Origin of the sequence: Belliella marina (genome assembly GCF_042682445.1) — a bacterium.
Taxonomy (GTDB): Bacteria; Bacteroidota; Bacteroidia; order Cytophagales; family Cyclobacteriaceae; genus Belliella; species Belliella marina.
In genome coordinates, this window is sequence record NZ_JBHUHR010000040.1 from 1 (window position 1) to 23,025 (window position 23,025).

Below are 23,025 nucleotides of genomic sequence, written 5' to 3' on the forward strand. Positions count from 1 at the left end.
AGTAGATGGCATAAGCGTTCTTAATTTAAAGGTTAATGTTGAATTTCTCCCTTTAATATATGAAATCTAGCTTATGCCTATTTTTCAAACATAATACCTTTGTGGTAAGTTCTAACCACTAAGAACCCAAAGGATGCACTAAGGACACTAGGGGATTTCGAATTAGTGACAGCCCATTTTCCCTTGTGAACTTTGTGGAGAACTTGGTGTACCTTTGTGGTAAATCCTAACCACCAAGAACCCAAAGGATGCACTAAGGACACTAGGGGATTTCGAATTAGTGACAGCCCATTTTCCCTTGTGAACTTTGTGGAGAACTTGGTGCATTTTGTGGTAAGTTCTAACCACCAAGAGCCCAAAGGATGCACAAGGGACACTAGGAGATTTCGAATTAGTGACAGCCCATTTTCCCTTGTGAACTTTGTGGAAACCTTGGTGTACTTTGTGGTTAACCTATTTATTTAAAAAATCCCCAAAAGTCTGCATAGACATCGATTTCATGCCATATTTTTCATTCAAAAATCGATGATGTTCAAGAATTGTCTCTAACTCACGCAAAGCTCGAACCTGATCGACTGCAAAATTGTGGGGATGCCACCATAGGTGATAAACCTCTTGATTTTTGGCAGCATGCGTCATTTCACTTTTCACCCTATGGATTTTCCATGAGTTGGCAATACCATTCCCCCGCTGTATGGGTTTCAATATTCGGGAGGCTGGCATCAACTTGAGCCCCCGGCCCCAAGAAACAATGGCCCCTGCTTCGTATGAAGCGCTATTCCCAATATTTATATAGCAATCCAAAGTCCTAAAAACCTTTTTCATCAGGTTTTCATGTTGTGTTTCCTGCCAATACCAACTGGATGGATTTACCCGTACTTGCCTAAAACCTGCTTCCACACAACTTTCCAAATACAGAGGATTGATATGGTTACGGGGAAAAACCAAAGACTTCAACTCCAACCCAAACTTGGCATGTGCGATCCTCTGGGCAGCCAGCAAATCTTCCCTGAATTGAAGAGGGGTTTGGCCTTTGGACAAGGTATAGTAATGTGCAAAAGTATGGGATCCCAGTTCCTGCCCAGGGCAGTCCAATATTTCTTTGATGATTTCCGGTGCAAAAAGACAGGCAGGCTCGAAACCATGCTGCTTCACCCAATGGTATGCCGAGAGGTTACGGTCAAGGTAGGTCGGCTTCTGGGAAGGTTGAAAGCTGCGCCATTCCTCCTCATTCTCCGCAAACAGCATTCCTACGGTAGCCCAAGTTGCTTCCGCCCCGTATTTTTGAAACAATTCCAATACCTCCGGGATCAACTGCCTGGTTCTCAAGAAATAGTCTTTATCAAATCCTCCACCCACCTTATCAAACACCCCCCAAAGGAGTTCAAAATCAAGGGATATGGTGAGGATGGAATGGTTCATGGATGGGTTGGGGATCGGGTTAAGAGGTTAATTGGGTGATTAGGTGATTGGGTTAATTGGATTGAAAGGTTAAGGGTTAAACGTTGAGGGGGCTCTAGCATCTCGCATCTCTCGTCTCTTGTCTCTCGTCTCTTATCCATCATATTTCATCAAATACACTTCCTCAAGCAGCTTGACCATTTTATTCAAAGAGAATGAATCCACAACTTTTTGTCTTGCTGAAAGGGACATTTTTTGCTGTAAAATAGGATTATTGATGAGCTGTAATGCCAATGGGGCAAGTTCATGGTATTTGTCTACTTCACATAAGAAACCATCTTCCCCCTGTGTAATCACTTCCCCAACCCCCCCCGCTGCGGTGGCAACCACGGGAACCCCGCAGCTCATTGCTTCCAGCATGGCGATGGGCAAGCCTTCAAATTCTGAGGAGATCATCATGGCATCCATCAGCGAAAGATAAGGAATCACTTCCTTCTGCAAACCCACCAAATGGAAATTACTGCTTTTGCCGGAGTTTTGGACCTGCTCTGTTATCCTCTCCTTCCATGGGCCATCACCCACCAAAAGAAAATGCACTGTCGGCTCTTTATCCAATATTTCCAATGCTTGCTCCACCCAAAGCCAAAGCCTTTTCTGTACCCGAAATACGGCAACATTTCCAATTACAAATGCTTCTTTTGGTATTCCAAGCACTTCCCTGAGCTTGTTTCCTGCTTCACACTGCCCTGTAAACTTGTCGGTATTGACCCCATTTTGGATGAGTTTCAATTTAGGTTTGGCTTCTATTCTGTATGGGCTAAAGATGCTGTTTAGCCTAAATGAAAGCGCTACATCATTGGAAACGGCAATTGCCACATCCTGCTTTTTGAATGTCAGTCTGTTTGCCCAATAGGTGATTTTCTTGTATCTATCCCAGGTATTGTGTTCTGTATATACCAATGGAATGTCTAAATCCTTCACTACAAACCTTCCCAAAATGCCAGCCCAAGGCAAGTGGGCATGGATCAGGTCGATTTTATTGTCAACCACAAATTTTCTTATGCGTGAAACCTGCTTGAATATCCCCAAGTTGGTAGATGGATAATAATACACCTTGATACCAACCTGCTCCATCTCCTCCACAATATTGCCCTCCCGATGGTAAAAATGTATACAAAAAAACTCAAAATCTTCCTGATGTAAGGCTGCTGTTTCCGGGATCAATTTCTCCGCTCCCCCCCGGCCAAGCGATTTTATCAAGTGTAGTATTTTCAAGGTTTTTAGTGGTTGGGTTTGGGGTTGATTGGGTTATGAAATTGTAGATTGTAGATTGAAAGATTGAAAGATTGGAAGATTGGAATGTTGATTGGTCATTTCGACTTTACCTCACTTTAGGGAGGAAAGGGAGAAATCTCAAACTGAGTTCACACAACTCAGTAATATTTTTACTTCACCTCTTTAATTCACAACGAGACCTCTCCTATGGTCGAGGTGACTTAGTAGTCATTTCGACTGAAAGGAGAAATCTCGAACTGATTTTACACAACTCGGTAATATTTATACTTCACTTTTTTTATACGCTACGAGACCTCTCCTATTGTCGAGGTGACTTAGTAGTCATTTCGACTTTACCTCACTTTAGGGAGGAAAGGGAGAAATCTCAAACTGAGTTCACACGACTCAGTAATATTTTTACTTCACCTCTTTAATTCACTACGAGACCTCTCCTACGGTCGAGGTGACTTAGTAGTCATTTCGACTTTACCTCACTTTAGGGAGGAAAGGGAGAAATCTCGAACTGAGTTCACACAACTCAGTCATATTTTTACTTCACCTCTTTAATTCACTACGAGACCTCTCCTATGGTCGAGGTGACTTAGTAGTCATTTCGACTTTACCTCACTTTAGGGAGGAAAGGGAGAAATCTCGAACTGAGTTCACACAACTCAGTCATATTTTTACTTCACCTCTTTAATTCACTACGAGACCTCTCCTATGGTCGAGGTGACTTAGTAGTCACATTCCATAAATAGTCGACACTTGAGTCTCACGTCTTGAGTCTCACGTCTTGCATCTTGCTTCTCGCTTCTCGCTTCTCGCATCTTGTTTCTTGCTTCTCGCCTTCCGAAATCCTTCGGGACAGGCTTTGCTTCTTGGTACAACTTGTCCGGCGTGGTGGATCGTACTTGGTACTTTGTACTTTCATCCCTCCCTTCTCCTCCTTTCTTCTTCCACAATGCGGTTGTAGATGGCTGCGCGTTTTTTTATCCTAATGGTTTTTTGCCAATCCAAAAATGCGATGATCACAAATAGCATAAAGTACATGATTTGGCTTTTTTGCCTGATGATGATCCCCAAATTGGACATGATAAAGGTCATGGAAATGGAAATAGAGATAAATACTACCCCTGACATTTTGACCATCGCCGGAGCGTCTTTGATATACTTGATAAAGTCTTTGCTGATGATGCGGCTGAATAGGTAGAGGTACAGCACATTCTCAAGGGATACGATGATGCCAAGAAAATTGGGAGAGTCTATAAACAGGGGCCTAAACCAAAAGGTGAATAGCTTCATCGGCAAACTGTAGCCGGACATGTCCACGGCAGAACCTGCGGAATAACTGAGCCTGTGGGCATTCAAAGCGGATTCTTCTTCAAATGACTCCAAAAAGTTGTTTGGATCGTAGCCCAAGTACAGAAGGATCTTGTCGTACATGATGATGCTAAATACCAAACCCACGATAGACACCAAAACCTTCTGGTAAATTGGGACTTTCTCTTTCCCCAATACAAACCCGACCGCCATCCCGATCAGTACCGCCACCAATATATGAGGCCTGACCATATAGGAAACATAGGCGCCAATCAGCAAATGTGGGATTCTCTTTCCCAGCTTGGATAAGCCGTAGATCAACAAGCCCAAGCCCCCGAAAATCACTGCCCCCTTCCCCAATGATGCTGTCCAAAAATGCATATTGGGCAAGAACATGATGATGGTAATAAGGTCATAACCCCTGACTTTCAAGGTAAACCTAAGGTTCTCCTTGAAGAAAAGATAGAAATAAATAAAGCCTATAAAACCGAACCATGTGAACAAAAACATGGTCATCTCAAAGTTGAAAAAGAAGTAATTCACAAATGGATAGGCAAGCCATTCCATAAAATCCGTCCCGGTATTGTGCGCATCAAACCAATTGCTCCAACCGTTTTTTGCCCTGTAATAATAGAGTTTGGAATCGGACCTGTTGAATAAAGTGTAGATGTAGTAAACTCCCCCAAATACCATGTGGTACCAGAAGAGCTTGTTCATAAAACCCACCTTCAGGTAGGGATGGTCTCTCTGGATCCTACCCAACAATGGCTGGGTTACAAAAAACAAAAATGCAATCAGAAAGAGCGCTCCAAACATGGGTTAATCAGTAAGAATACAAATTAAGGGGATTTTCTGGTTTTATTCTACGACAGATGAACACTGGTGAACACTTTCCCATGTTCTGTGTCCCCACAGAACATTCTACTTGATGCAACCTTTCTTAAGGTCTGTGAGGACACAAACCTTGGTGTGGGTTTGATTTTACCACAGATGAACTCAGGTGAACACTGATTGGATTCAACTGACTGGAGGTGTTTGCCACTATACCCAATATCAATTAACTTCTTTCACTTTGAGTAATTCCCTTGGATAGTCGGTATAGATTCGCTGTACTCCCAACTCCAACAGTGACTCCATCACTCCAATATCATTCACTGTCCATGCCCCTATTTCCATACCACCTTCCTTGACCTTTCTTACTTTTTCTGCCGTAATTCCAGAATAATGGATAACCAAAGCCTCAAACCCAAATGCTCTCGCAGTCTCTATATCTTTTTCGATATCCGTATCAGGTAACCTATCCCAAAATACAGAAACAGCAGAATTATTCGATTTCACCTTTTTCATCAAATCAAGGTTGGCATCATTGAAACCTACCCATGCTGCTGCCTGGTATTTTTCGATCAACTCAAAAACTTCATCCACACAATCCATCTTTGGTTGGATGGAAAGTCTGGTTTTAGGTTGTGAAACAATTAATTTGAGTACGTCTTCCAAGAGTGGCACTGTCAATTTGGGAGAATCTTTCAATGAAAGCTGATGCCTGTTTCTAAAATCCCAAGTGATGTCAACTGCGGATATTTCATCAAAGGTATGTGCCGCTATCTCCATATCCACTCCCGAAACTCTCTTGAGATTCTTGTCGTGTGTGACTACCACCTTGCCATCAGCAGAAAGAAATACATCCAACTCGATCCAATCAACTCCCAATTCCAAAGCACTAACAAAAGCAGGCATGGAGTTTTCCGGAAACTCCGAAGAATTCCCTCGGTGGGCTGTGACTCCATTGTGGAGGAATGACTCTTGCGCCGATACGGCGGCTGACAGTGTGAAAACCAGCAAGCATAAGAATGAACCCTTCATAAGATTTTTCATACTGCAATTTATTTGCTTCCAAAACGATTCCTGTTACCACATGGTTACTGTATTGTTAGGATTTCCCTAAACTTGACTGTACAGCCCAACCCTGGTTTTAATTTTACCACTCCCCCATGTTCTGTGTCCCCACAGAACATTCTACTTGATGCAATCTTTCTTATTATTGTGAAATGATAGCAAGGAGCAGATAGAGTCTATCCCGAAGTGTCTACTTAAGGCTGGCATTGACCAAACTGCTGTACAATGCCTCGAATTGGGTCGTGTTGTCTTTCTCATTATGTTCTTGCAGTGCCATTTTTCTGGCGTTTTCAGCAAGTTGGTATCTCCATGAACTGTCTTTTTGAAGTGCAAGAATCCTGTCTGCAAACTGGGCTATGTCATAACTATCAACCAAAATCCCGGAAATGCCATTTGCCACCAATTCTTCTGTCCCCGGAATTTTGATTGCAACTGTTGGGGTTGATTGTAGTGCCGCTTCAATAACAACTCCTGGTATCCCTTCTACCAAAGATGTTAACACTAACAGATCAGCCCCAGCAAGCATCTCCCTTACTTCCTTTTGGTGACCACAAAAAACCACATGCCCACTTATCGCCAATGCCTCACTTTTTGATCTCAAGAACTCTTCCTCAGCCCCAGCCCCAACCAGGAGCAACTTGACTTGTGGCAACTCTTTTTTTAATGTTGCGATCACATCCAAACTGAAGGCGATATTTTTCTCCATACCCAGACTTCCTACTTGTATCAAAATAAAATCATCATCACTTAGACCCCATTTTTCCTGAACAATCCCCCTTGACTTCACCTTATCCGAAAAACCAATTTCAAACCCTCTTTTGATCACTGAAGATTTGCTTTTGGGCAATCCCAATGTCTTCTGCAAATCTACGGCTGCATGCTGTCCGACTGAAACAAAATGATCGATACGATATGACAACAACTTATAAATCCATTTTAAAACACCTCTGTCTCCAATCCAATAAGAAAATACGGAAATATTTCTGTACACCAATTTTGAATCCTGTATCCCAATCATTGCCAAAGAGGCATATTTGAACGTGTCAGAGCCATTGGCTTGTACGATGCCTGGCTTGATTTCCTTTATCAGTTTTCTTAAACCAAAAACCAACCTGAGATCCAATTTTGATTTCCGTCCTGTCAAATCCAAGCTGACCCCGCCGTCAACCTGTAGATCCTCAGGATGTCCGTAAAGCCCTACATACCAAACCTGATGACCCTGCTGGATTAAGCTTTCGGATAATCTTTGTGCAGAAATCTCTGCTCCCCTTGATTTTCGGGAAGTGACAAGTTGAATTATTTTCATCTATCTCCTGAAAGAGTCCATGACCAAAAAATTATCGCTTCTATTGATGGTGTGGGTACCTGTCAAGCCTTCTTGCCAGTCAGCCTCTATGATCTCTTCTGTAACTTCACTATATTCAAACACGCTCCATTTGACAATTCTCTGGATTTTGATTCTATGTCCATAATGTTTGGCAGAATCTTGTGCGGGTCTGTACCAATTCCCATTTTTTTCAAATAATGCACCTGCCGGTCTGCTCGACTTCACATCTGATACGATAGGGTTTTGGGGGTGTGGTTTCCAATTCCCATCCACAAAATCTTCCGAGTAGTAAAGATACAATTCATCAAAGGAGGAAGCTGATGGATGTGCTTTTTGGTTGGCAAACAACCAATACAAACCATCTTTTTTGCAAATGGTTGGGTCGTAAAGTTTCTGATCCAACAACTTTACGTTAAACAATTGCCAATTCCCAGGGAATTTTTCAGTCTTATACAATCTCAATCCAGCTTTTGAAGCACTTTCCACATACATCCAATGAGCCCCATTTTCCTTCCATACAAATGGATAGGAAAGATGGAAAGGTTCATCTACTGCCGTTTCAAATACACCAACTTCATCATTTTGAACCCTTGCTACAGCTATGCTTCCTTTTTTCTCACTGTAGCGATATTGCTCCGCAAAAAACCATGCACCTTCTTCATTTTCAATCAAATATGGATCCGCCAGGTAAGTGCCTTTTGGATTTGATATTTTGACTTTTTGACCTGCCCCAATTTTACTTATCCATATTTCCCAAACTTCTTTATTGAAAAGTTCATGGGATTTTCTTTGGATATTTCTTTTTGACCAAGCAAAAAACAAACTGATCATTCTCAAATTTCCAGGTGGTCTGAAAAATTCTGGATTTGAAGCAACGATTCTAAGCTCTTTCTTTTCCACTTCTTCTCTCCAAGCCAAAACACCAATGGAATTTATCCTCGCTAATTGTCTGGGTACAAAATATAAGCTTTTCCAATATACCTTATTGGCATTTCTATGGATAGAAAGTGGATCCGTGCGACTCCATGATCTGTATATCACTTCACCATCGTCCAACTTATCAGACAAAATCTGTAAAACCGAACCCGTTTCACTCCATCCCAACATCACTTCCCAAAAACATGGTGGTCCACCCTTGTTCACCAAATTATCCCCATGGTGAAATGACCAAACACCTAATGTTGGAATACCCAACAACTCTCCTTTCAAAATCCTGAATCCCAAACGAATCAAAACATCCGGATTTTGTCGCTTGATACTTTCTAGATCCTGCTGTTCAAATGAATCTGAAAACTTTTTCTGGATGGGGTTTACTCTGATAATCCTAGGTTCAAAACCCTCGATTTCAAGGATGTTTTTCCTTTCAAAAGCATTTGGAATTACTTTAAAAACTGTCCTGTCAATTTTGGAAAAAATCCGATAAAACAATGGTGATTTTCTGCCCGAAGGTTTTGGTTTTTGGTTTAAAACAATAAACCTGACATCTGCCAGGTTTTGGTTGATAATAACATTCACCATCTCCCAAGCCCATGCAGGTACGGACAAATTATCAAGTAGTAGTCCTATCTTAAGCTTATTCGGCATGTATTTTTCTTTTATTTCAACCCATGTTCTGTGTCCTGATAACAACCATGTTCTGTGTCCCCACAGAACATTCGAAACAAAGTACGTAATTTCGAGCTGTGGGGACACAAAGTGTATTTCGGGCTGTGGGGACAAGGATAGTTTTTCGGGCTGTGGGGACACAACCCGAGGGGTGGGGACACAGCCCGAGGTTAGGAATACAGCCCGAGGGTATCCTTCAATACCTTTTCGTATTCATAAGCTATCTTGCTGATTTCAAAGCGCTGAATGGCTTCTTCTCTCGCTGTTCGACCCAATCTCTTCATCTTATCAGGTTCTGCTATGGCTTGTATCATCTTGGCAGCCAAAGCTTCAACATCCTTTACTGGATAAACCAATGTGTGCTGATCTGCTTTCACGGCTTCCAAATTCATGGGGATATCGGAAGCGATGATGGGAATTCCTGACATCATGGCTTCTACCAATGCTCCAGAAAACCCTTCGTACCAAGATGGAAAAACAAAGCAATCTGCATCATATAATTTCTCTGTGACATTTGGGATTACTCCGGGGAGTGAAACCTTATCTTCCAAACCAAGCTTCTGCATCAGCTTTTCAAGATCCGGGCGGTGGTTTCCTTCTCCATAGATCACCAAACTGCTGTTTGGATATTTCCCAATTACTTTCCCAAAAGCCTCGATCAATTCCCTGAAGCCTTTCACTTGCAGTAGACGTCCATAGGAAATAAACCGAAAACATTTCTCTTGTCTGGCCTCCCAAACCTGGCCCGGTACTGCTCTTCCCCTATAGACCACAATAGATTTTGACAAGGGAACTCCCAATGTCCTTACATGGGATTCGGCAATGTATCGGGAATTGGAAATATACAGCTTCGGAATTCCTGCCGTCATGCGATCCAATGCCCAAAAGCATTTGAATTTCCAAAGCTGTAACCCTCTTTTGGTTGCTAGTCGGTGCTCGCTGTAACTGTCATTGACGAATGTTCCTACCAAAGGAATGCCTGTAAATCTTGACAACAATCTGCAAAGGAGATTACTTCTCAGCAAGGAGGAAACCAACAAATCAGGCCGCTCCTTTTCCGCCAATTTCTTCAATCGAAAATACCCATTCCGAAAATCGTATTTCCCCTCCAAATCCAAAAACTCCAATGGGATACCAGCTGCCAAATAATCTTCCCTAAGATCATGTCTGGGATATAAATAAACCACCTTGAAATCAATCTCCTGTGAAAAAAATGGTAAAATCTGCAAGAGGCTTTTTTCTGCCCCTGCATTGATTAAAGTGTCTTGGATAAAGAGGATTTTCAATTTAAAAGTTTTTTGGATCGATGGTTTTACCTTTAACTCCAATTAACCCATGCCATAAGCCTAAGATTCTGTACCGGAATTTTTTCAACCTATATGGTCCAAAAATCAATGCGTGAAGTATTATTTTAAAATGCCTATTTATCAAACCAATAAGTTTTTTGTTAGAATAGTATTGTTTTAATATTAAAATATGATTTCTGGTATGATAATAACCTCTCCAAATTAATGAAGTTGAATTCTTTTGAGAACCTAAATGTAGCCGATTAACCAATTCCTCATTTTCAGAAAAAAGTATATAAACAGGAAAACCGAAATCCTTTGCTCTTTGGCAATATTCGTAATCCTCACACATCATAAAAAAATCAGGACTTACAAAACCAATAATGTTTACAATTTCGCAGGGTATTAATGCATTATCTACAAGAACAAAATCAACAATCTGGTAACCACTTATAGTTTTTTCTGGTCTTTTGGGAATACCTTTTTTATGCAAATACCCCGAAAGACCATAAATGCCAATCGAATCTATTTCTAACGATTTAAAATAAATGAATTTTAATAAGTCACTTGAAGGATAGCTATCATCATCTAACAACCAATAATAGTCAGGTTCAAAATTAATTTGGGCATAACTCATTCCTTTTTGAAGACCAGCTCCAAACCCAAGGTTCTCATCTAAAGATACTAAAGATAAATTGGGGTTTTCATGAGATTTCAGATAATCCAAAGTACCATCTGAACTTCCATTGTCGACGACTATCAAATGAGAAATTTTCAAACTCTGCGAAAAAATATTTTCAATATTCTCTTTAAGAATATTTATTCTATTAAAGGTTACAACTATCGCACAAATACTAGGCATTCAATAGTTTTAAGAATCCAACAAATACTCTTAATGCAAATTTCACTTGAGAAAAAAATGACTTCAATCCATATCTGAGATTAAAAATTGGTTTCACAAGCAATACAGTTAACCTATTAAAGAATCCTAAATACATTTGATTGATCCAAAGTATATATAGCAAATTTCTATTTGAATAAAAATCTCTCCAGTTCTCATTGTTTTGATAATGCTTATTAAAATTGCTGGTTTTATTAAGTGTATTATATTTCACCCTTTGTTTAAACATCAATTCACCTGAAATAAAGCTCAAAAAACCTCGATTTTTCATTTTAAGATCAAAATCCAATTCTTCAAAACCAAAAAACAATTTTGGGTTAGGCAATAAATTGGAAGCAACTACATTTGAGTTAATTATTTTTATTTGATTTCCAGCAATATTGTCAACTAAAACAAATTCTCTATTCAGAACTTCATTCTCAATTCTCTTAATCTTACCTTTTTGCGTGTCAAATAGTTGACCAACAAGCCCAACCTGACCAACTTTTACATTATTTGGAAGAAAATTAATAATACTAAAAAGCTCTTCAAAAATCAACGGATCTGTTGGTGGATCATCATCGTCTCCCCAATATATCCAATCTGCTTTGTCAGCAGCACATAATTCCAATCCTTTTGCCGCAGCACCAGCTGGTCCTGCATTGCTTCCCATATGATGATATTTTACCTTTTTTGATTTTAAAGAATCTACTGCTTCTAAAGTTAGACTATCTGATGAATTATCAATAATCCATAAAAAATCCGGAGAAACCGACTGACTCAAAACCTTTGAGATAGAGTCTAGAATTAAATTCGATCGATTATAAGTAATAATAAATCCAGAAAAAACCACTTTAACTAAGTTTTAGATGGATAAATTCTATAATTCTTTTAGCTCTATTTTCCCAAGAAAAATCTTGTACTTGGGATTTTGCAGTTTGAGAAAGCCTTTTAGATAATTCCTCATCACTCAAAATGACTTTGATACCATTAATCCATCCTTGAACATCAGAGTATTCGACCATCAGACAATTCTGGTTATTTACCAATATTTCACTTAGGATAGGGAGTTTTGATGAAATAATTGGCACCCCTGAGTTCATATATTCAAACATTTTCAAAGGTGATGCATATTTTGATGAATCTATTCCCCCGGGGACAAAAACTTTATCTGCATAAGGCATTAACAATACATCTGCACAGATTTGATAATATGGCACTTCAGAAGGTGGTACAAATCCTAAAAAATGGATGTTTTGTATACCAAATGTTAAAGTTCTATATTTATCAACATCAATATTTCTGCCCCCAACAACTACAAAGTTTACTTCATCGACTGATTTTGCCAATTCAATAATCAATTCAATACCTCTACCTTCATAAAGATGCCCTGTGTACAAAGCTATTTTTCCAGTCCCTATTCTCTCACTAAGTGATTTTTTGAATGCAGAAAGTTTGCTTTCATCAGAAATGGCAAAGTTCGAAAATCCATCAGGACATACTAAAATTTCTTTTTTATGTTTTATAAAATCACTCAGATTTTGTTTTAGCAAATTTGTAATCACTATTACAAATAGACAATGTTTAGAATTAATTAGTTGATTAAACATCCATATTGACTTAGCATTGTTTTCTGGCATTCCATGCATTTCATACACTATCGGTTGCTTGAAAATTATAGCTGTAGCCCATGCTGTAGCTAGGTTTCTAGCATGAATAACATTATAATTCCCAGTCAATCCTTTAAAAGAAGACCATATAGAAAGCTGAAAAAATTGAATTTTTGAATTGTTATTTAAACTGATTTTTCTTATTTCAAAATTCTTTTCAACTCCATAAAATCCATACTCATCTTCATGACTGTATTCAGTTTCTATATTCGAAACAAACAAAGTAACCTTATGACCTAACTGTGAATAGGCTGAACACATTTTCATAATATGAATACTACTTGCCCCATAAGATGGTATCCTTACATGACCAGAAAAATATGCTACTTTAAGATTTTTCTTCATTTTTATATTTAATGTACAAAAATGGAATCAATATACGAGACAAAAACGAATTGAACAGTTCAATAAGCCCTATTTGTGATTTTCTATGATTAAGCTTTACTAAACCACTAACTATTAATCTTGAATTTCTATATATTTCTCTTAGGAATGAAAACAATTCGATTTTTACAAATCCAGGATTCTTGAGCATTTTATTATATTTAAAATACATCGCAAGACGCATTAGTGTGCCACTATAAACCAATCTACCTTTTTTAAATGATACTGTAGAATGATAATGAGTAACTTCTGCATCTGAACAATAAAATACTCTTCCTCCATTTTTGATTACGTTTAATTGTAAATCAATCTCTTCCATTCCACCCTTAAAGAAAGAATCATAACCGCCAATAGCGGTGATAAAATCCTTTCTAAATGCTAAATTTAAGTTACTATGAAAAGTGGCAATATTTGGATCATCTATAAATTCTAAACAAGCATTTTTCTTCAAAACACTTTTACCTTTGAATTTTAAACTTTCTGAAAACCCAACGTTTACAATCTTTCCTCCCAAAACTACTGCTTCCGTGCTTTCAAACAACTTTAAATACGCAATAATCCAATTTTCTTTAGGTACACAATCATCATCACACCAACATATTATTTTGCCCTTAGCTGCAACCACTGCTAATTGTCTTGTTTTGGCAAAGCCGAACTCCTTGGGACTAAATATATACTGATGTCCGTACTGTTTGATTATACTTTTGGTATTATCAGTCGATGCATTGTCCACCACAATCACTTCAAAATTAGGATAATCTAATTCTGAAAAAGAAGCCAAAGTTCTCTTTAGAGATTCTTCCCTGTTTCTAGTGATTACTGCAATAGTAACGAGCGGAAAGCTATCAGTTTCGGAGCTGGGCAATAAGGAATCCATACTTTTTTAAATGTGATTGAACTCTTTCCATAATATAGTTTTGAAAAAATGGATAATGATCCCGACTTCTAAAAAGAATCCCAAGGGAAAAGAAATATGCTAACTTTAACAATTGATTTATTATTCTCCCGAGTAAATGAATTTTGCTTGTTTTCTCAACAACATTCTTCACTAAATAATTTGATTTACCCTTTCCTACAAAAGCTTTGATATTCCAAAATAAAGAGAGTTTGTCAGGTCTAGCGTAATGATACACAAAAAGGTTAGGGTCATAAAAAAGTTTATTTTCATTAGAAATAGAACAAAATCTCAATTGAAATTCAGTTTCTTCAGAATATAGAATTTGTTCACCATTCATTCCCAGGGCTGGTTTAAAATTATCAATTTCCATAAAAACTGATTTTTTAACAAAAAAATTACATCCAATTAAGGTTTCCTTATCATCCAAACATCTAGAAATCTTTCCAAATTCAAACGTCAAATACTTGTCTTTGTACCATTTCGGTTTACTATTCTGATAAAAAGGAAATACAGGTCCTCCGAACATTTTTGGTTTGCTTGACTCTATAATATTATGGGCCAAAGCGACCCAATTCTCGGGCAGAATACAATCATCATCAATATAGGCTAAGTACTCCCCTTTTGCTTCTACTATACCTCTGTTTCTCGCATGAGATAAACCTATACTCGTCTCCAAAAAATAATTGATATCAACATTTTCTATTTTGTAATTCAACACCAAATCTCTGGTTTCATCTGATGAATTATTATCGATAACAATCAATTCATATCCTAATTTAGTCTGTTTATGAAGAGAATCCAAAGCTAGCCTTAATAAGTCGCACCTGTTATATGTACAAATAATAATGGATAAAATCATCTGAATTTTTCCTTATACCATTGTGGAGAATTGGGTAAATAAATTTTCGATAGTTGATATTTTATCCATTTAAAGAACTTGTTCTTTGAACCATCGGATTTCCATGAAGCATTCCAAAGATGGACTCCAACAGTTTCTTCAGTCACAAATTTATTGAAAGAAAGCACCTTGTTTTTAAATGGCAAGGGATAAAACACATCAGGATTTAGTACTAAACCCCATTCATTTTTTTGATTTTTAGTAATTGGAAACTGTATGTCTATGATAATCTCAGATAGTACATGGGTGATCAATGGTGGTCTAGAGTCAAACTCCTGCGAAGAATAAAAACACAATGATTTATTAATTAGCCCATTACCTTTTTCGGCTCCAAGTGCAGCTGCATTTAATGACTTTTTATTTTCAGCCCCAATAAATAATTTTTGTTTAAGAAAATGTAAAGGGATTGGTTTTAACAAGAGCATATCTGTATCCAAATAAATACCACCCACTTGCTGCAAAGCATAAAGCCTTGCTACATCAGATACAAAAGCATATTTACCGAGTTTGTATGCTTCTTTGGTAAACTCACAATAATTGACATCAAAATTCACTTCATTCCATAACTTGATCTGAAAGTCTGGGCAATATTTTTTCCAAGATGCTATACACCGTTTTTCCAAAGAAGACATTTCCCCTTTTCCAAACCAACAGTAATGGATTATTTTGGGAATTTTCAATCCTATTTGAAATATATTTTGAGCAAAAAAGAAGGGGGTAGATATTTGAATGAAAAATATAAACCTTTAACAAGTCCCTTTTTAATTTGTTTTTTCCACATTATTAAAAGCCATTCATATTTAACATCATATTTAAAGTTAAGGCTTAAACTTTCAGTTAATTCTTTTGCAACTTTTGTGTTTTCTATCAATTTAATCCAATGATTGGATAGACTTTTACTTGTAGCAGATTTATTATGAATCCTGATATAATTCAAGGGTTCTGAAAAAAAAGCTACTTTGCCCTTTTTAAACAATTGTCCCCAAAAAAACCAATCCCCTGCATATCTATATGTTATTGGTACATTTACATCGTCAAGAACGTCTTTCCTAAATATAGCTGAACTAACATTCACTATTGGACATTTAAACCTTCCATAATTTCTTAAAAGAACTTTTCCTTCAAGAATAAAATTCTCTTTCCAAATAAAAGGAGATAGACTATCCCACCAACCATTAAGTGTTTTGTTATTTTGAGATCCTCTAAAAACATAACTTCTAGAGTGTGCTACAACCACTTCTTCATCTGAAAAATATGGAACCAAATTCATTAGAAACTTATCATCTGAAATATCATCACCTTCAGCAATCCAAATCAATTCACCTTTCGATAATTCAAACCCTTCCTTCCATCTACCAAATGGGCTCTTTGAATTGACCTTAGTTCTAATACACGCAGTTACTTTAGAATGATTTTCATATTTTTTTATTACTTCCCAGCTTTTATCACTAGAAAAATCATCTAAAATTATTACTTCAAACTCTTGATATTTTTGATTAAAAATTGACAAAAGTCTGTTTTCTATATAATGCTGTTGATTATATATTGGAACTATGATTGAAACCATTTCAAAAAACACATTTAACCATTCTCTTCAATAAAGTTGAAATGACAATATTGAAAGATTTAAATAAATTCAACACATAAGAAAGTATATTCTTTAAAAGAAATATTCAGTTATACCTAGCCATTAATTATTTTCTTCATTTCATGAAAATTATCCAATATTAAAGCCTTTTGTTTTTTAACTTCACTCACTTCCATTTGGCACGGACCTCTATCGTAAAACTCGATAAATTTGAAGTCAAAAGGATTTTTATTCAAATTATTTAAATCCCAATCCTTAATATATTCTTTTAACTTGTACGATGAACTTATACATAAGTATGGCACATTATAAGTAAAAGAAGTTATTATACCATGAAGACTAGTACCTATAAAGCACTCAGCCCCACTTATTATTTTGATGATACCAAAAACAGACATTTCTTTCTGATAAACAATGTTTTGCATATCACTTAAAATATCATGACTTTTAATTTTCTGTAAAGCAATAAAATCCTCGTGACCATTCGCATATCCAATAGGTAAAAGGATTATTTTCTTTTTGACATTTCTACTTGCTATTACAAATAGTTGTTCAGCCAGAACATCAACTTTTTCACTACTCAAATTATGGCATTGAAACACCAAATAATTTCCTGGTAAACTCTTTTCAATATAATTTGAAATCAACATTGCTGAATCTGGAACTAGTTTACTTTTTATATTACTTTCAACACCAAACTCATACAATCTTGAAGATCTGACCGAAAACAAATCTACCCCAAATAGGTTATTTTTGAGTTCATTTTTTCTCCCCGAAGAATAAACTGTTCCTCCAACTGAATTATATATTATTTGATTATTCCTTTGCATCGGAAGAGAAATAACATATGGGTATCTAGTTCTAAATATTTTATTAAATATTGAATTAAAATAGACATCATTGTTTTTTCTATGCTTTGGTTCAAAAAAAAATCTAAAAACTCTCCAGTTATGGAAAAATAAAATTAACCACCCTGCTCCAACAACATGTCCTCCTGCAATTACTACTGTTTGATTTCGTTTAAAAAAGAGTTTAAAAAAGAGCCTGAGAATAGATTTTGTTTTTACCCCACCAAAAATTTCATAATTATGATTTCTAATACTATAAAACTTATAGATATATGATTCTCCCAGCTCATTTTGTAAAATTTTTGGAAATAATAAATCCCCATAATTGTATCTATCAAAAGCACCGACTACATTTATTATTTTCTTTTTTATAGCCCCCATCTCGCCTCAATTATAATATTACCTTGATAGTTCGGATCAACCATATGCCCTGTATTGAAATAGTTTCCAGGTTTAACATCTAACTTTCCAACTGTATTAAACTCTATTAATTTTGTTCCTTGCTGATACAAAGTAATCACAATATCATATACCCCTTGTGTTAAAACTAGATTTTCTAAAGATACTTTCATTTCTTTCACATGCAGTAAATTAAACAGCTCACCGGTTTGATAAAAGCTATTCAAAGTAAAAAGTCTTTGTAAGTTTTTATTGAATCCTAAAGCTAAGCTAAGCCCCTTATAGGTCAATTTTGATTTTAAAATTACTGTCATACTTAAGCTATTACCAGATTTAACAATAGAATTATCATGTATTAATTGTAATAAAACACCGTCTTTTTCTATTATTGAATTTTTCAAACAATTACTGGTATCCAAATAACTACTTATTCCAAAAGAAACTTGTCCATTGTACTTTAAGCTTCCATTCTCTACCAAAAGAATCTTCGAACAAATATTCTCAACAGCAACCATATTATGACTTACAAAAAGCACCGTTCTTCCTTGATTCTTACTTACATCCTCCATCTTCCCCAAGCACTTCTGTTGGAATTCGTAATCCCCTACTGCAAGCACTTCATCAATAATCAAAATCTCTGGATCCAAATGTGCGGCTACTGAAAATCCCAATCGAACCTTCATCCCTGAAGAATAGAATTTCACAGGTGTATCGATAAATTTCTCCACTCCTGAAAAGTCGATTATTTCATCTAGTTTTGAATCTATCTCCCTCCTCGTCATTCCAAGGATTGTCCCATTCATATAGATATTTTCCCGGCCTGATAGCTCCGGATGGAAACCTGTGCCCACTTCCAAAAGTGATGCTACCCTGCCATGCATTTCAATCCTGCCTGTAGTCGGTTCTGTGATTTGCGAAAGGATTTTAAGCAAGGTGGATTTACCAGCTCCATTTTTCCCAATGATACCCAATACTTCTCCTTGCTGCACTTCGAAGTTGATATCCTTTAGAGCCCAGAAAACAGATTCATCCTCCCTGCCTCCATTCAGGGATGGTTGGCCAAACTTGCTTAAACTCCTGAGCCTTTTGAAATTATCATAAGGTGATTTGATGATATTGCCCAACTGCCCCATCAAGGTTTTAGCTTGCTTTTCTTTTTGGCCAAGGCGATAGCGTTTGGAAATATTTTCGACTTTTATAATAGATTTAGACATAAAAGGGATTATTGCTTATTTCCAATTTCAATGAGTTGAGATATGCTATCATTCTTCTTAAATGAAAATATCTCCATTTGTAGTTTTTTTTAGACAACTGTTCATAACAGATCTTCACTCCTACTAATAAAAAATAAAACTTAGCTATATCCTTATTTTTAAAACTACTTATAGTTTTATTCTGGATACTTTCAATTGCGTGTTCAACTATCTGATCTAAACTAAATTTCAATTTAGAAGTAATTTGATTAAGATTAAAATAAATAAACTTGGCAAGATCATAACCTAAACACCCCATTTCCCCATCAAAATAATCCACAATATATATTTTATCATTTTCATCAACCAAAAAATTTTCCTGATTGAAATCCAAGTGGTTAAAAACTTTAGGGAGTTGATTTAAGGCTTCTTCAAGCAACTCATAATTCTGTTTAAAAAATTGCTTTACATCAAAATATTTTTCGTTTGAAATATCATCTATCCATCTTTTTTGTCTAGCAGTAAATCTGAAGTTTCCTACGTTGGGTTTAGGTACTTTTATATTTGAAATCTTGCCAGAAATCTTTAGTATTTCATTAAAATTCTCTAAATTTTCTAGCTTAAAACTAATCCCTTCGACAAATTCATGAACTTCCACTATCAATCTTCTATAACCCACTACTCCAAAAAACTTTGGAACATTGAGTCCATTTGACACATATGTCTCATAAAGACTATAATTCAAGTATTTGTCTTTTAAAACCTTAACAAGGTATTTTTTGTGAATATTATCTGCATCTTTTTTGCAAGAACACTGAAATAGAATAAGACTAGATACCCCTGTGTATTTTAATATTTTTATAGAATCCTTTTCCAAATCATTCTTCAAAACTTCAATTTTTTCCAGAAGCTTCTGTCTTAAAATACTTGCAACCAGCCACTCTCCCAAAACCCCAATAAAAAAGTCAAATTCTTCGCTTTTAAAGAGATTAGTTTTTACATGATTAATAATTATTGACAATTCGAAGTCGGTAAAATTCTCAGCTTCAAATTGTTCGAGTTTCACTTGCAATAACTTTCTATCCTTTTGAGCAATAGCTATCCAAACACCATATCTACCCCAAATTCTAGAAGCCTTAGTGTACTTAAAAAACTTTGGAAACTTAAAAGTCAAGTATCTTAATACTCTTATTCGAAATCCTACCGGGAGAGTCATTTGTGTTTGTACTATTATTTGTCAAATAAATTCATAAGTCCCCTATTAGATTTTTCCACCGCCAAAAAATTCGACAACACAAAATTCTCCATACTTTTCTCGTACTTGCCAAACTCCACCCATTTGGGGTAGATTTTCCCAATGCTAAATCCATACCCCTCCAGTAGCTGAAAGTAATCTTTTAGTAAAAACCCTGAATCAATGCACATATCCCCATACTCAAACTGGATGATTTTGATTCTTTTTTCAGATAGCATTCTAGTGAATCCTTCGAGTACTTTATGCTCTGCGCCTTCAGTATCGATCTTCAAAAAATCTATATTTTCGATCCCATTTTCCAAGCAATAATCATCTCCTTTGACACAGTTAATACTTACTTTTTTGGCATCTTTTCCAAGTTGGTTATCATAAATCGAACTGAAATAAGAACCCTTTGGATAAAAATTGAACTCAATAGTTTCTTCTTTATCTGAAAGTGCCAAATTATTCGTTTTGATAAGCTTATTTGATTTGGTATTCTCCTGAAGCTTTTGATAAGTTTCCTCCACTGGCTCAAATGCGTGGACAATACAATCATTATTGACTCCACTTATTGTTTTTGACCAATTCCCAACATTTGCCCCCACATCAAAAACAACCTTAATCTGCTGCTCTTTCAAATCTTCCCAAATCGCATATTCGCCACTGAGTTGATTGTCATTGTTCTTATTCTCCAATGCATGAAAAACTGTCCTGAAAACCTTCTTTAAAAACCCTCCAAACCAATTTCTTCGCTGTAAAGTAATCCAGTAAAATATGCTCTTCTTTAGACTCAAAATACTTGTAATTAGGTGATCAGGTGAATTAGTTATTGGGTGATTGGGTTATTGGTGGATTTGTTAGGCGTTAAATTCGTCAATCGACGTTGAGGGTTAAGGGTTATTGAGGGATTTGTTTATCTTCACCCGTCACATCGACCATGGAGATGTCTCATTGTGATATATTTAAGAGAAACTGCCTATAAGAGGGTGGATTTGTTAAGATTAATTGTTAAATCCGTTAATGGGAGGAACATTTAACGTTTAACATTGTACTCGTTCCTTTACTGCTTATCCCTCCGCAATCCACTGATAACTTACTCAACTACTCGACTTATTCCCCCAATCAACTGATAACTCACCCTACCAATCAACTTTTCCCTATTCCACTGATTACTCTACTTGTTCCCCAGCTTCGCCCTGTCAGTCACGGGAAGTGCTTATCGGAGAGGTTGAGTAATAAATTTACTCATGTTTAACAAATTTACCTACTCCTTCCACTTTTGCAAATAATTCCCTGTAAAATAATGCCGTCATGGGGAATTGGAAGAATACACAAAAAGTAAGCATTGTTTTCATTCTTAGCCAAACACTCCACCTTCCCCACCCCCTTTGCGCACCCACAGTGCCCCTTGCGTTTAATCTTTAGCAACCCCATGGTTTGTGCCCCCACAAACCATCAATCCATCTTGTGTCCCCACAGAACATCCTACTCACCCACCTACATACAACCAGCATATTCACTTCTGTCTTAAGTCTTGAGTCTCACGTCTTGTGTCTTGCATCTCGTCTCACGTGTCGCCTCTCGTTTCTAGCCTCTCGCTTCACGTTTCTCGCCTCTCGCTTCTCCCCTTTGCGAACCTTTGCGACCCTTGCGGTTTACCTTTATGTTCTGTATCCCCACAGACCATCAATACCACCTTATCTCCCCAAAGCCCCAAAATAATTTCGTCCCCGCCAAACCACCAGTTCGTCCCTTCTAAATACGCATTCGTCGACGATAATTGCACATAAGGCAATTTCCAAACCATAGTTTTTTCTCCCCACAAACCATCTTTCCACCCATGGTTTGTGTCCTCACAGACCATCCTATTCACCAGCATATTCACTTCTGTCTTAAGTCTCGCTTCTTTGTCTTGAATCTCACGTCTTGCACCTCGTGTCTCGTGTCTCGCCTCTCGTTTCTAGCCTCTCGCTTCTCCCCTTTGCGCACCCTTGCGACCCTTTGCGGTTCACCTTTATATTCTGTGTCCCCACAGACCATCCTACTCACTCACCAGCATATTCACTTCTGTCTTAAGTCTTGAGTCTCACGTCTCACGTCTCGCCTCTCGTTTCTAGCCTCTCGCCTCTCGCTTCTCCCTCCCCTTTGCGGACCCTTGCGCCCCTTGCGGTTAACCTTTATGTTCTGTGTCCCCACAGAACATCCTACTCACTCACCCCCATACCAAAGCCCTACCAAAGTAGCATCAAAGTAATACCAAAGTAACACCAAAGTAAGGGATAGTGCGACCTTTTGGTTTATGTCCCCACAAACCATCTTTTCACCCATGGTTTGTGTCCTCACAGACCATCAGCTCTATTCTGTGTCCCCACACAACATCATACTCACTCACCAGCATATTCACTTCTGTCTTAAGTCTTGCCTCTTTGTCTTGAATCTCACGTCTTTGTCACGTCTTGAAAATACTTGACACTTTTTTTATTGTTTTTCTTTTGTTTTCAAGCCTCTTAAAAGCCTGTTAGTCCAAGTAAAGTGGCCTCTCCTCCCACGAGGTCACCTGATGGTCATTTCGAATCTACCTCCCGTAAGGGAGGCGTGGAGCCTGTTCCGTAGGATTGCCGAGAGAAATCTCGAACTGAAACCAAGACATCCTTTTCATGTTTCACTTACTTGTCTATAGACGGGACGAGACCTCTCCTCCCGTCGAGGTGACGTAGTCGTAAAAACAAACTTGCCCACTTTGCATCTCGCCTCTCGCCTCTCGCTTCTCCCTCCCCTTTGCGGACCCTTGCGCCCCTTTGCGGTTTACCTTTATCTTCTGTGTCCCCACAGAACATCCTACTCACTCACCCCCATACCAAAGCCCTACCAAAGTAGCATCAAAGTAATACCAAAGTAACACCAAAGTAAGGGATAGTGC

General features: G+C 37.4%; 18 protein-coding genes. All 18 read right to left on the reverse strand.

Translation table 11 applies throughout. The features are described from left to right. Positions 1-453: 453 nt before the first annotated feature. The 18 genes from ACFSKL_RS16285 to ACFSKL_RS16370 all read right to left on the reverse strand — a co-directional run bounded on the left by ACFSKL_RS16285 (position 454) and on the right by ACFSKL_RS16370 (position 20,899). A complete protein-coding gene (locus ACFSKL_RS16285; protein ID WP_376887393.1) occupies positions 454-1,422 on the reverse strand; it encodes a polysaccharide deacetylase family protein in 969 nt (322 codons plus the stop codon). Positions 1,423-1,554: 132 nt separating this feature from the next. Continuing rightward, complete coding sequence (locus ACFSKL_RS16290) at positions 1,555-2,676, reverse strand: glycosyltransferase (protein ID WP_376887394.1); 1,122 nt, start codon at positions 2,674-2,676, stop codon at positions 1,555-1,557. A 927-nt stretch (positions 2,677-3,603) separates the two neighbouring features. Further along, positions 3,604-4,812 (reverse strand): hypothetical protein, encoded by a 1,209-nt coding sequence (locus ACFSKL_RS16295; protein ID WP_376887395.1) that lies wholly within the window; start codon positions 4,810-4,812, stop codon positions 3,604-3,606. 237 nt (positions 4,813-5,049) lie between these two features. Next, positions 5,050-5,871, reverse strand: a complete 822-nt coding sequence (locus tag ACFSKL_RS16300; RefSeq protein WP_376887396.1) for a glycerophosphodiester phosphodiesterase — start codon at positions 5,869-5,871, stop codon at positions 5,050-5,052. A 211-nt stretch (positions 5,872-6,082) separates the two neighbouring features. Next, complete coding sequence (locus tag ACFSKL_RS16305) at positions 6,083-7,198, reverse strand: glycosyltransferase (RefSeq protein WP_376887397.1); 1,116 nt, start codon at positions 7,196-7,198, stop codon at positions 6,083-6,085. Beyond that, a complete protein-coding gene (locus ACFSKL_RS16310; RefSeq protein WP_376887398.1) occupies positions 7,199-8,803 on the reverse strand; it encodes a glucosamine inositolphosphorylceramide transferase family protein in 1,605 nt (534 codons plus the stop codon). It lies immediately after the preceding gene. A gap of 191 nt (positions 8,804-8,994) precedes the next feature. After that, entirely contained in the window at positions 8,995-10,110 is a 1,116-nt protein-coding gene (locus ACFSKL_RS16315; RefSeq protein WP_376887399.1) for a glycosyltransferase, read from the reverse strand. A gap of 1 nt (position 10,111) precedes the next feature. Continuing rightward, a complete protein-coding gene (locus ACFSKL_RS16320) occupies positions 10,112-10,972 on the reverse strand; it encodes a glycosyltransferase family 2 protein (protein WP_376887400.1) in 861 nt (286 codons plus the stop codon). Continuing rightward, positions 10,965-11,843 carry a glycosyltransferase gene (locus ACFSKL_RS16325; protein WP_376887401.1) on the reverse strand — a complete coding sequence of 293 codons (879 nt, stop codon included), beginning with the start codon at positions 11,841-11,843 and terminating at the stop codon, positions 10,965-10,967. The genes ACFSKL_RS16320 and ACFSKL_RS16325 overlap by 8 nt, the downstream gene beginning before the upstream one ends. A gap of 1 nt (position 11,844) precedes the next feature. Then, positions 11,845-13,005 carry a glycosyltransferase gene (locus ACFSKL_RS16330; protein ID WP_376887402.1) on the reverse strand — a complete coding sequence of 387 codons (1,161 nt, stop codon included), beginning with the start codon at positions 13,003-13,005 and terminating at the stop codon, positions 11,845-11,847. Continuing rightward, positions 12,989-13,921, reverse strand: a complete 933-nt coding sequence (locus tag ACFSKL_RS16335; RefSeq protein WP_376887403.1) for a glycosyltransferase family 2 protein — start codon at positions 13,919-13,921, stop codon at positions 12,989-12,991. Before ACFSKL_RS16335 ends, ACFSKL_RS16330 begins: the two co-directional genes overlap by 17 nt. Then, positions 13,890-14,801, reverse strand: coding sequence for a glycosyltransferase family 2 protein (locus tag ACFSKL_RS16340; RefSeq protein ID WP_376887404.1), 912 nt, complete (start codon positions 14,799-14,801; stop codon positions 13,890-13,892). Before ACFSKL_RS16340 ends, ACFSKL_RS16335 begins: the two co-directional genes overlap by 32 nt. Beyond that, complete coding sequence (locus ACFSKL_RS16345; protein WP_376887405.1) at positions 14,798-15,520, reverse strand: glycosyltransferase; 723 nt, start codon at positions 15,518-15,520, stop codon at positions 14,798-14,800. Before ACFSKL_RS16345 ends, ACFSKL_RS16340 begins: the two co-directional genes overlap by 4 nt. Positions 15,521-15,522: 2 nt before the next feature. Further along, positions 15,523-16,407, reverse strand: a complete 885-nt coding sequence (locus ACFSKL_RS16350) for a glycosyltransferase family 2 protein (protein WP_376887406.1) — start codon at positions 16,405-16,407, stop codon at positions 15,523-15,525. 116 nt (positions 16,408-16,523) lie between these two features. Beyond that, positions 16,524-17,657, reverse strand: coding sequence for a polysaccharide pyruvyl transferase family protein (locus tag ACFSKL_RS16355; RefSeq protein WP_376887407.1), 1,134 nt, complete (start codon positions 17,655-17,657; stop codon positions 16,524-16,526). Next, a complete protein-coding gene (locus tag ACFSKL_RS16360) occupies positions 17,645-18,889 on the reverse strand; it encodes an ABC transporter ATP-binding protein (protein WP_376887408.1) in 1,245 nt (414 codons plus the stop codon). The genes ACFSKL_RS16355 and ACFSKL_RS16360 overlap by 13 nt, the downstream gene beginning before the upstream one ends. Beyond that, positions 18,882-20,084: a phosphotransferase gene (locus ACFSKL_RS16365; protein ID WP_376887409.1), complete on the reverse strand. Its 1,203-nt coding sequence runs from the start codon at positions 20,082-20,084 to the stop codon at positions 18,882-18,884. The genes ACFSKL_RS16360 and ACFSKL_RS16365 overlap by 8 nt, the downstream gene beginning before the upstream one ends. Before the next feature lie 14 nt (positions 20,085-20,098). Next, on the reverse strand, positions 20,099-20,899 hold the full coding sequence (locus tag ACFSKL_RS16370; RefSeq protein WP_376887410.1) for an FkbM family methyltransferase: 801 nt from the start codon (positions 20,897-20,899) through the stop codon (positions 20,099-20,101). Positions 20,900-23,025 lie beyond the last annotated feature (2,126 nt).

Excerpts from the sequence above, each read along its gene's own strand:
- ACFSKL_RS16295 (WP_376887395.1), bottom strand. The coding sequence starts at position 4,812 with ATGTTTGGAGCGCTCTTTCTGATTGCATTTTTGTTTTTTGTAACCCAG.
- ACFSKL_RS16320 (WP_376887400.1), bottom strand. The coding sequence starts at position 10,972 with ATGCCTAGTATTTGTGCGATAGTTGTAACCTTTAATAGAATAAATATT.
- ACFSKL_RS16360 (WP_376887408.1), bottom strand. The coding sequence starts at position 18,889 with ATGTCTAAATCTATTATAAAAGTCGAAAATATTTCCAAACGCTATCGC.
- ACFSKL_RS16365 (WP_376887409.1), bottom strand. The coding sequence starts at position 20,084 with ATGACTCTCCCGGTAGGATTTCGAATAAGAGTATTAAGATACTTGACT.
- ACFSKL_RS16330 (WP_376887402.1), bottom strand. The coding sequence starts at position 13,005 with ATGAAGAAAAATCTTAAAGTAGCATATTTTTCTGGTCATGTAAGGATA.
- ACFSKL_RS16350 (WP_376887406.1), bottom strand. The coding sequence starts at position 16,407 with ATGGTTTCAATCATAGTTCCAATATATAATCAACAGCATTATATAGAA.
- ACFSKL_RS16285 (WP_376887393.1), bottom strand. The coding sequence starts at position 1,422 with ATGAACCATTCCATCCTCACCATATCCCTTGATTTTGAACTCCTTTGG.
- ACFSKL_RS16310 (WP_376887398.1), bottom strand. The coding sequence starts at position 8,803 with ATGCCGAATAAGCTTAAGATAGGACTACTACTTGATAATTTGTCCGTA.
- ACFSKL_RS16335 (WP_376887403.1), bottom strand. The coding sequence starts at position 13,921 with ATGGATTCCTTATTGCCCAGCTCCGAAACTGATAGCTTTCCGCTCGTT.
- ACFSKL_RS16340 (WP_376887404.1), bottom strand. The coding sequence starts at position 14,801 with ATGATTTTATCCATTATTATTTGTACATATAACAGGTGCGACTTATTA.
- ACFSKL_RS16300 (WP_376887396.1), bottom strand. The coding sequence starts at position 5,871 with ATGAAAAATCTTATGAAGGGTTCATTCTTATGCTTGCTGGTTTTCACA.
- ACFSKL_RS16355 (WP_376887407.1), bottom strand. The coding sequence starts at position 17,657 with ATGGGGGCTATAAAAAAGAAAATAATAAATGTAGTCGGTGCTTTTGAT.
- ACFSKL_RS16305 (WP_376887397.1), bottom strand. The coding sequence starts at position 7,198 with ATGAAAATAATTCAACTTGTCACTTCCCGAAAATCAAGGGGAGCAGAG.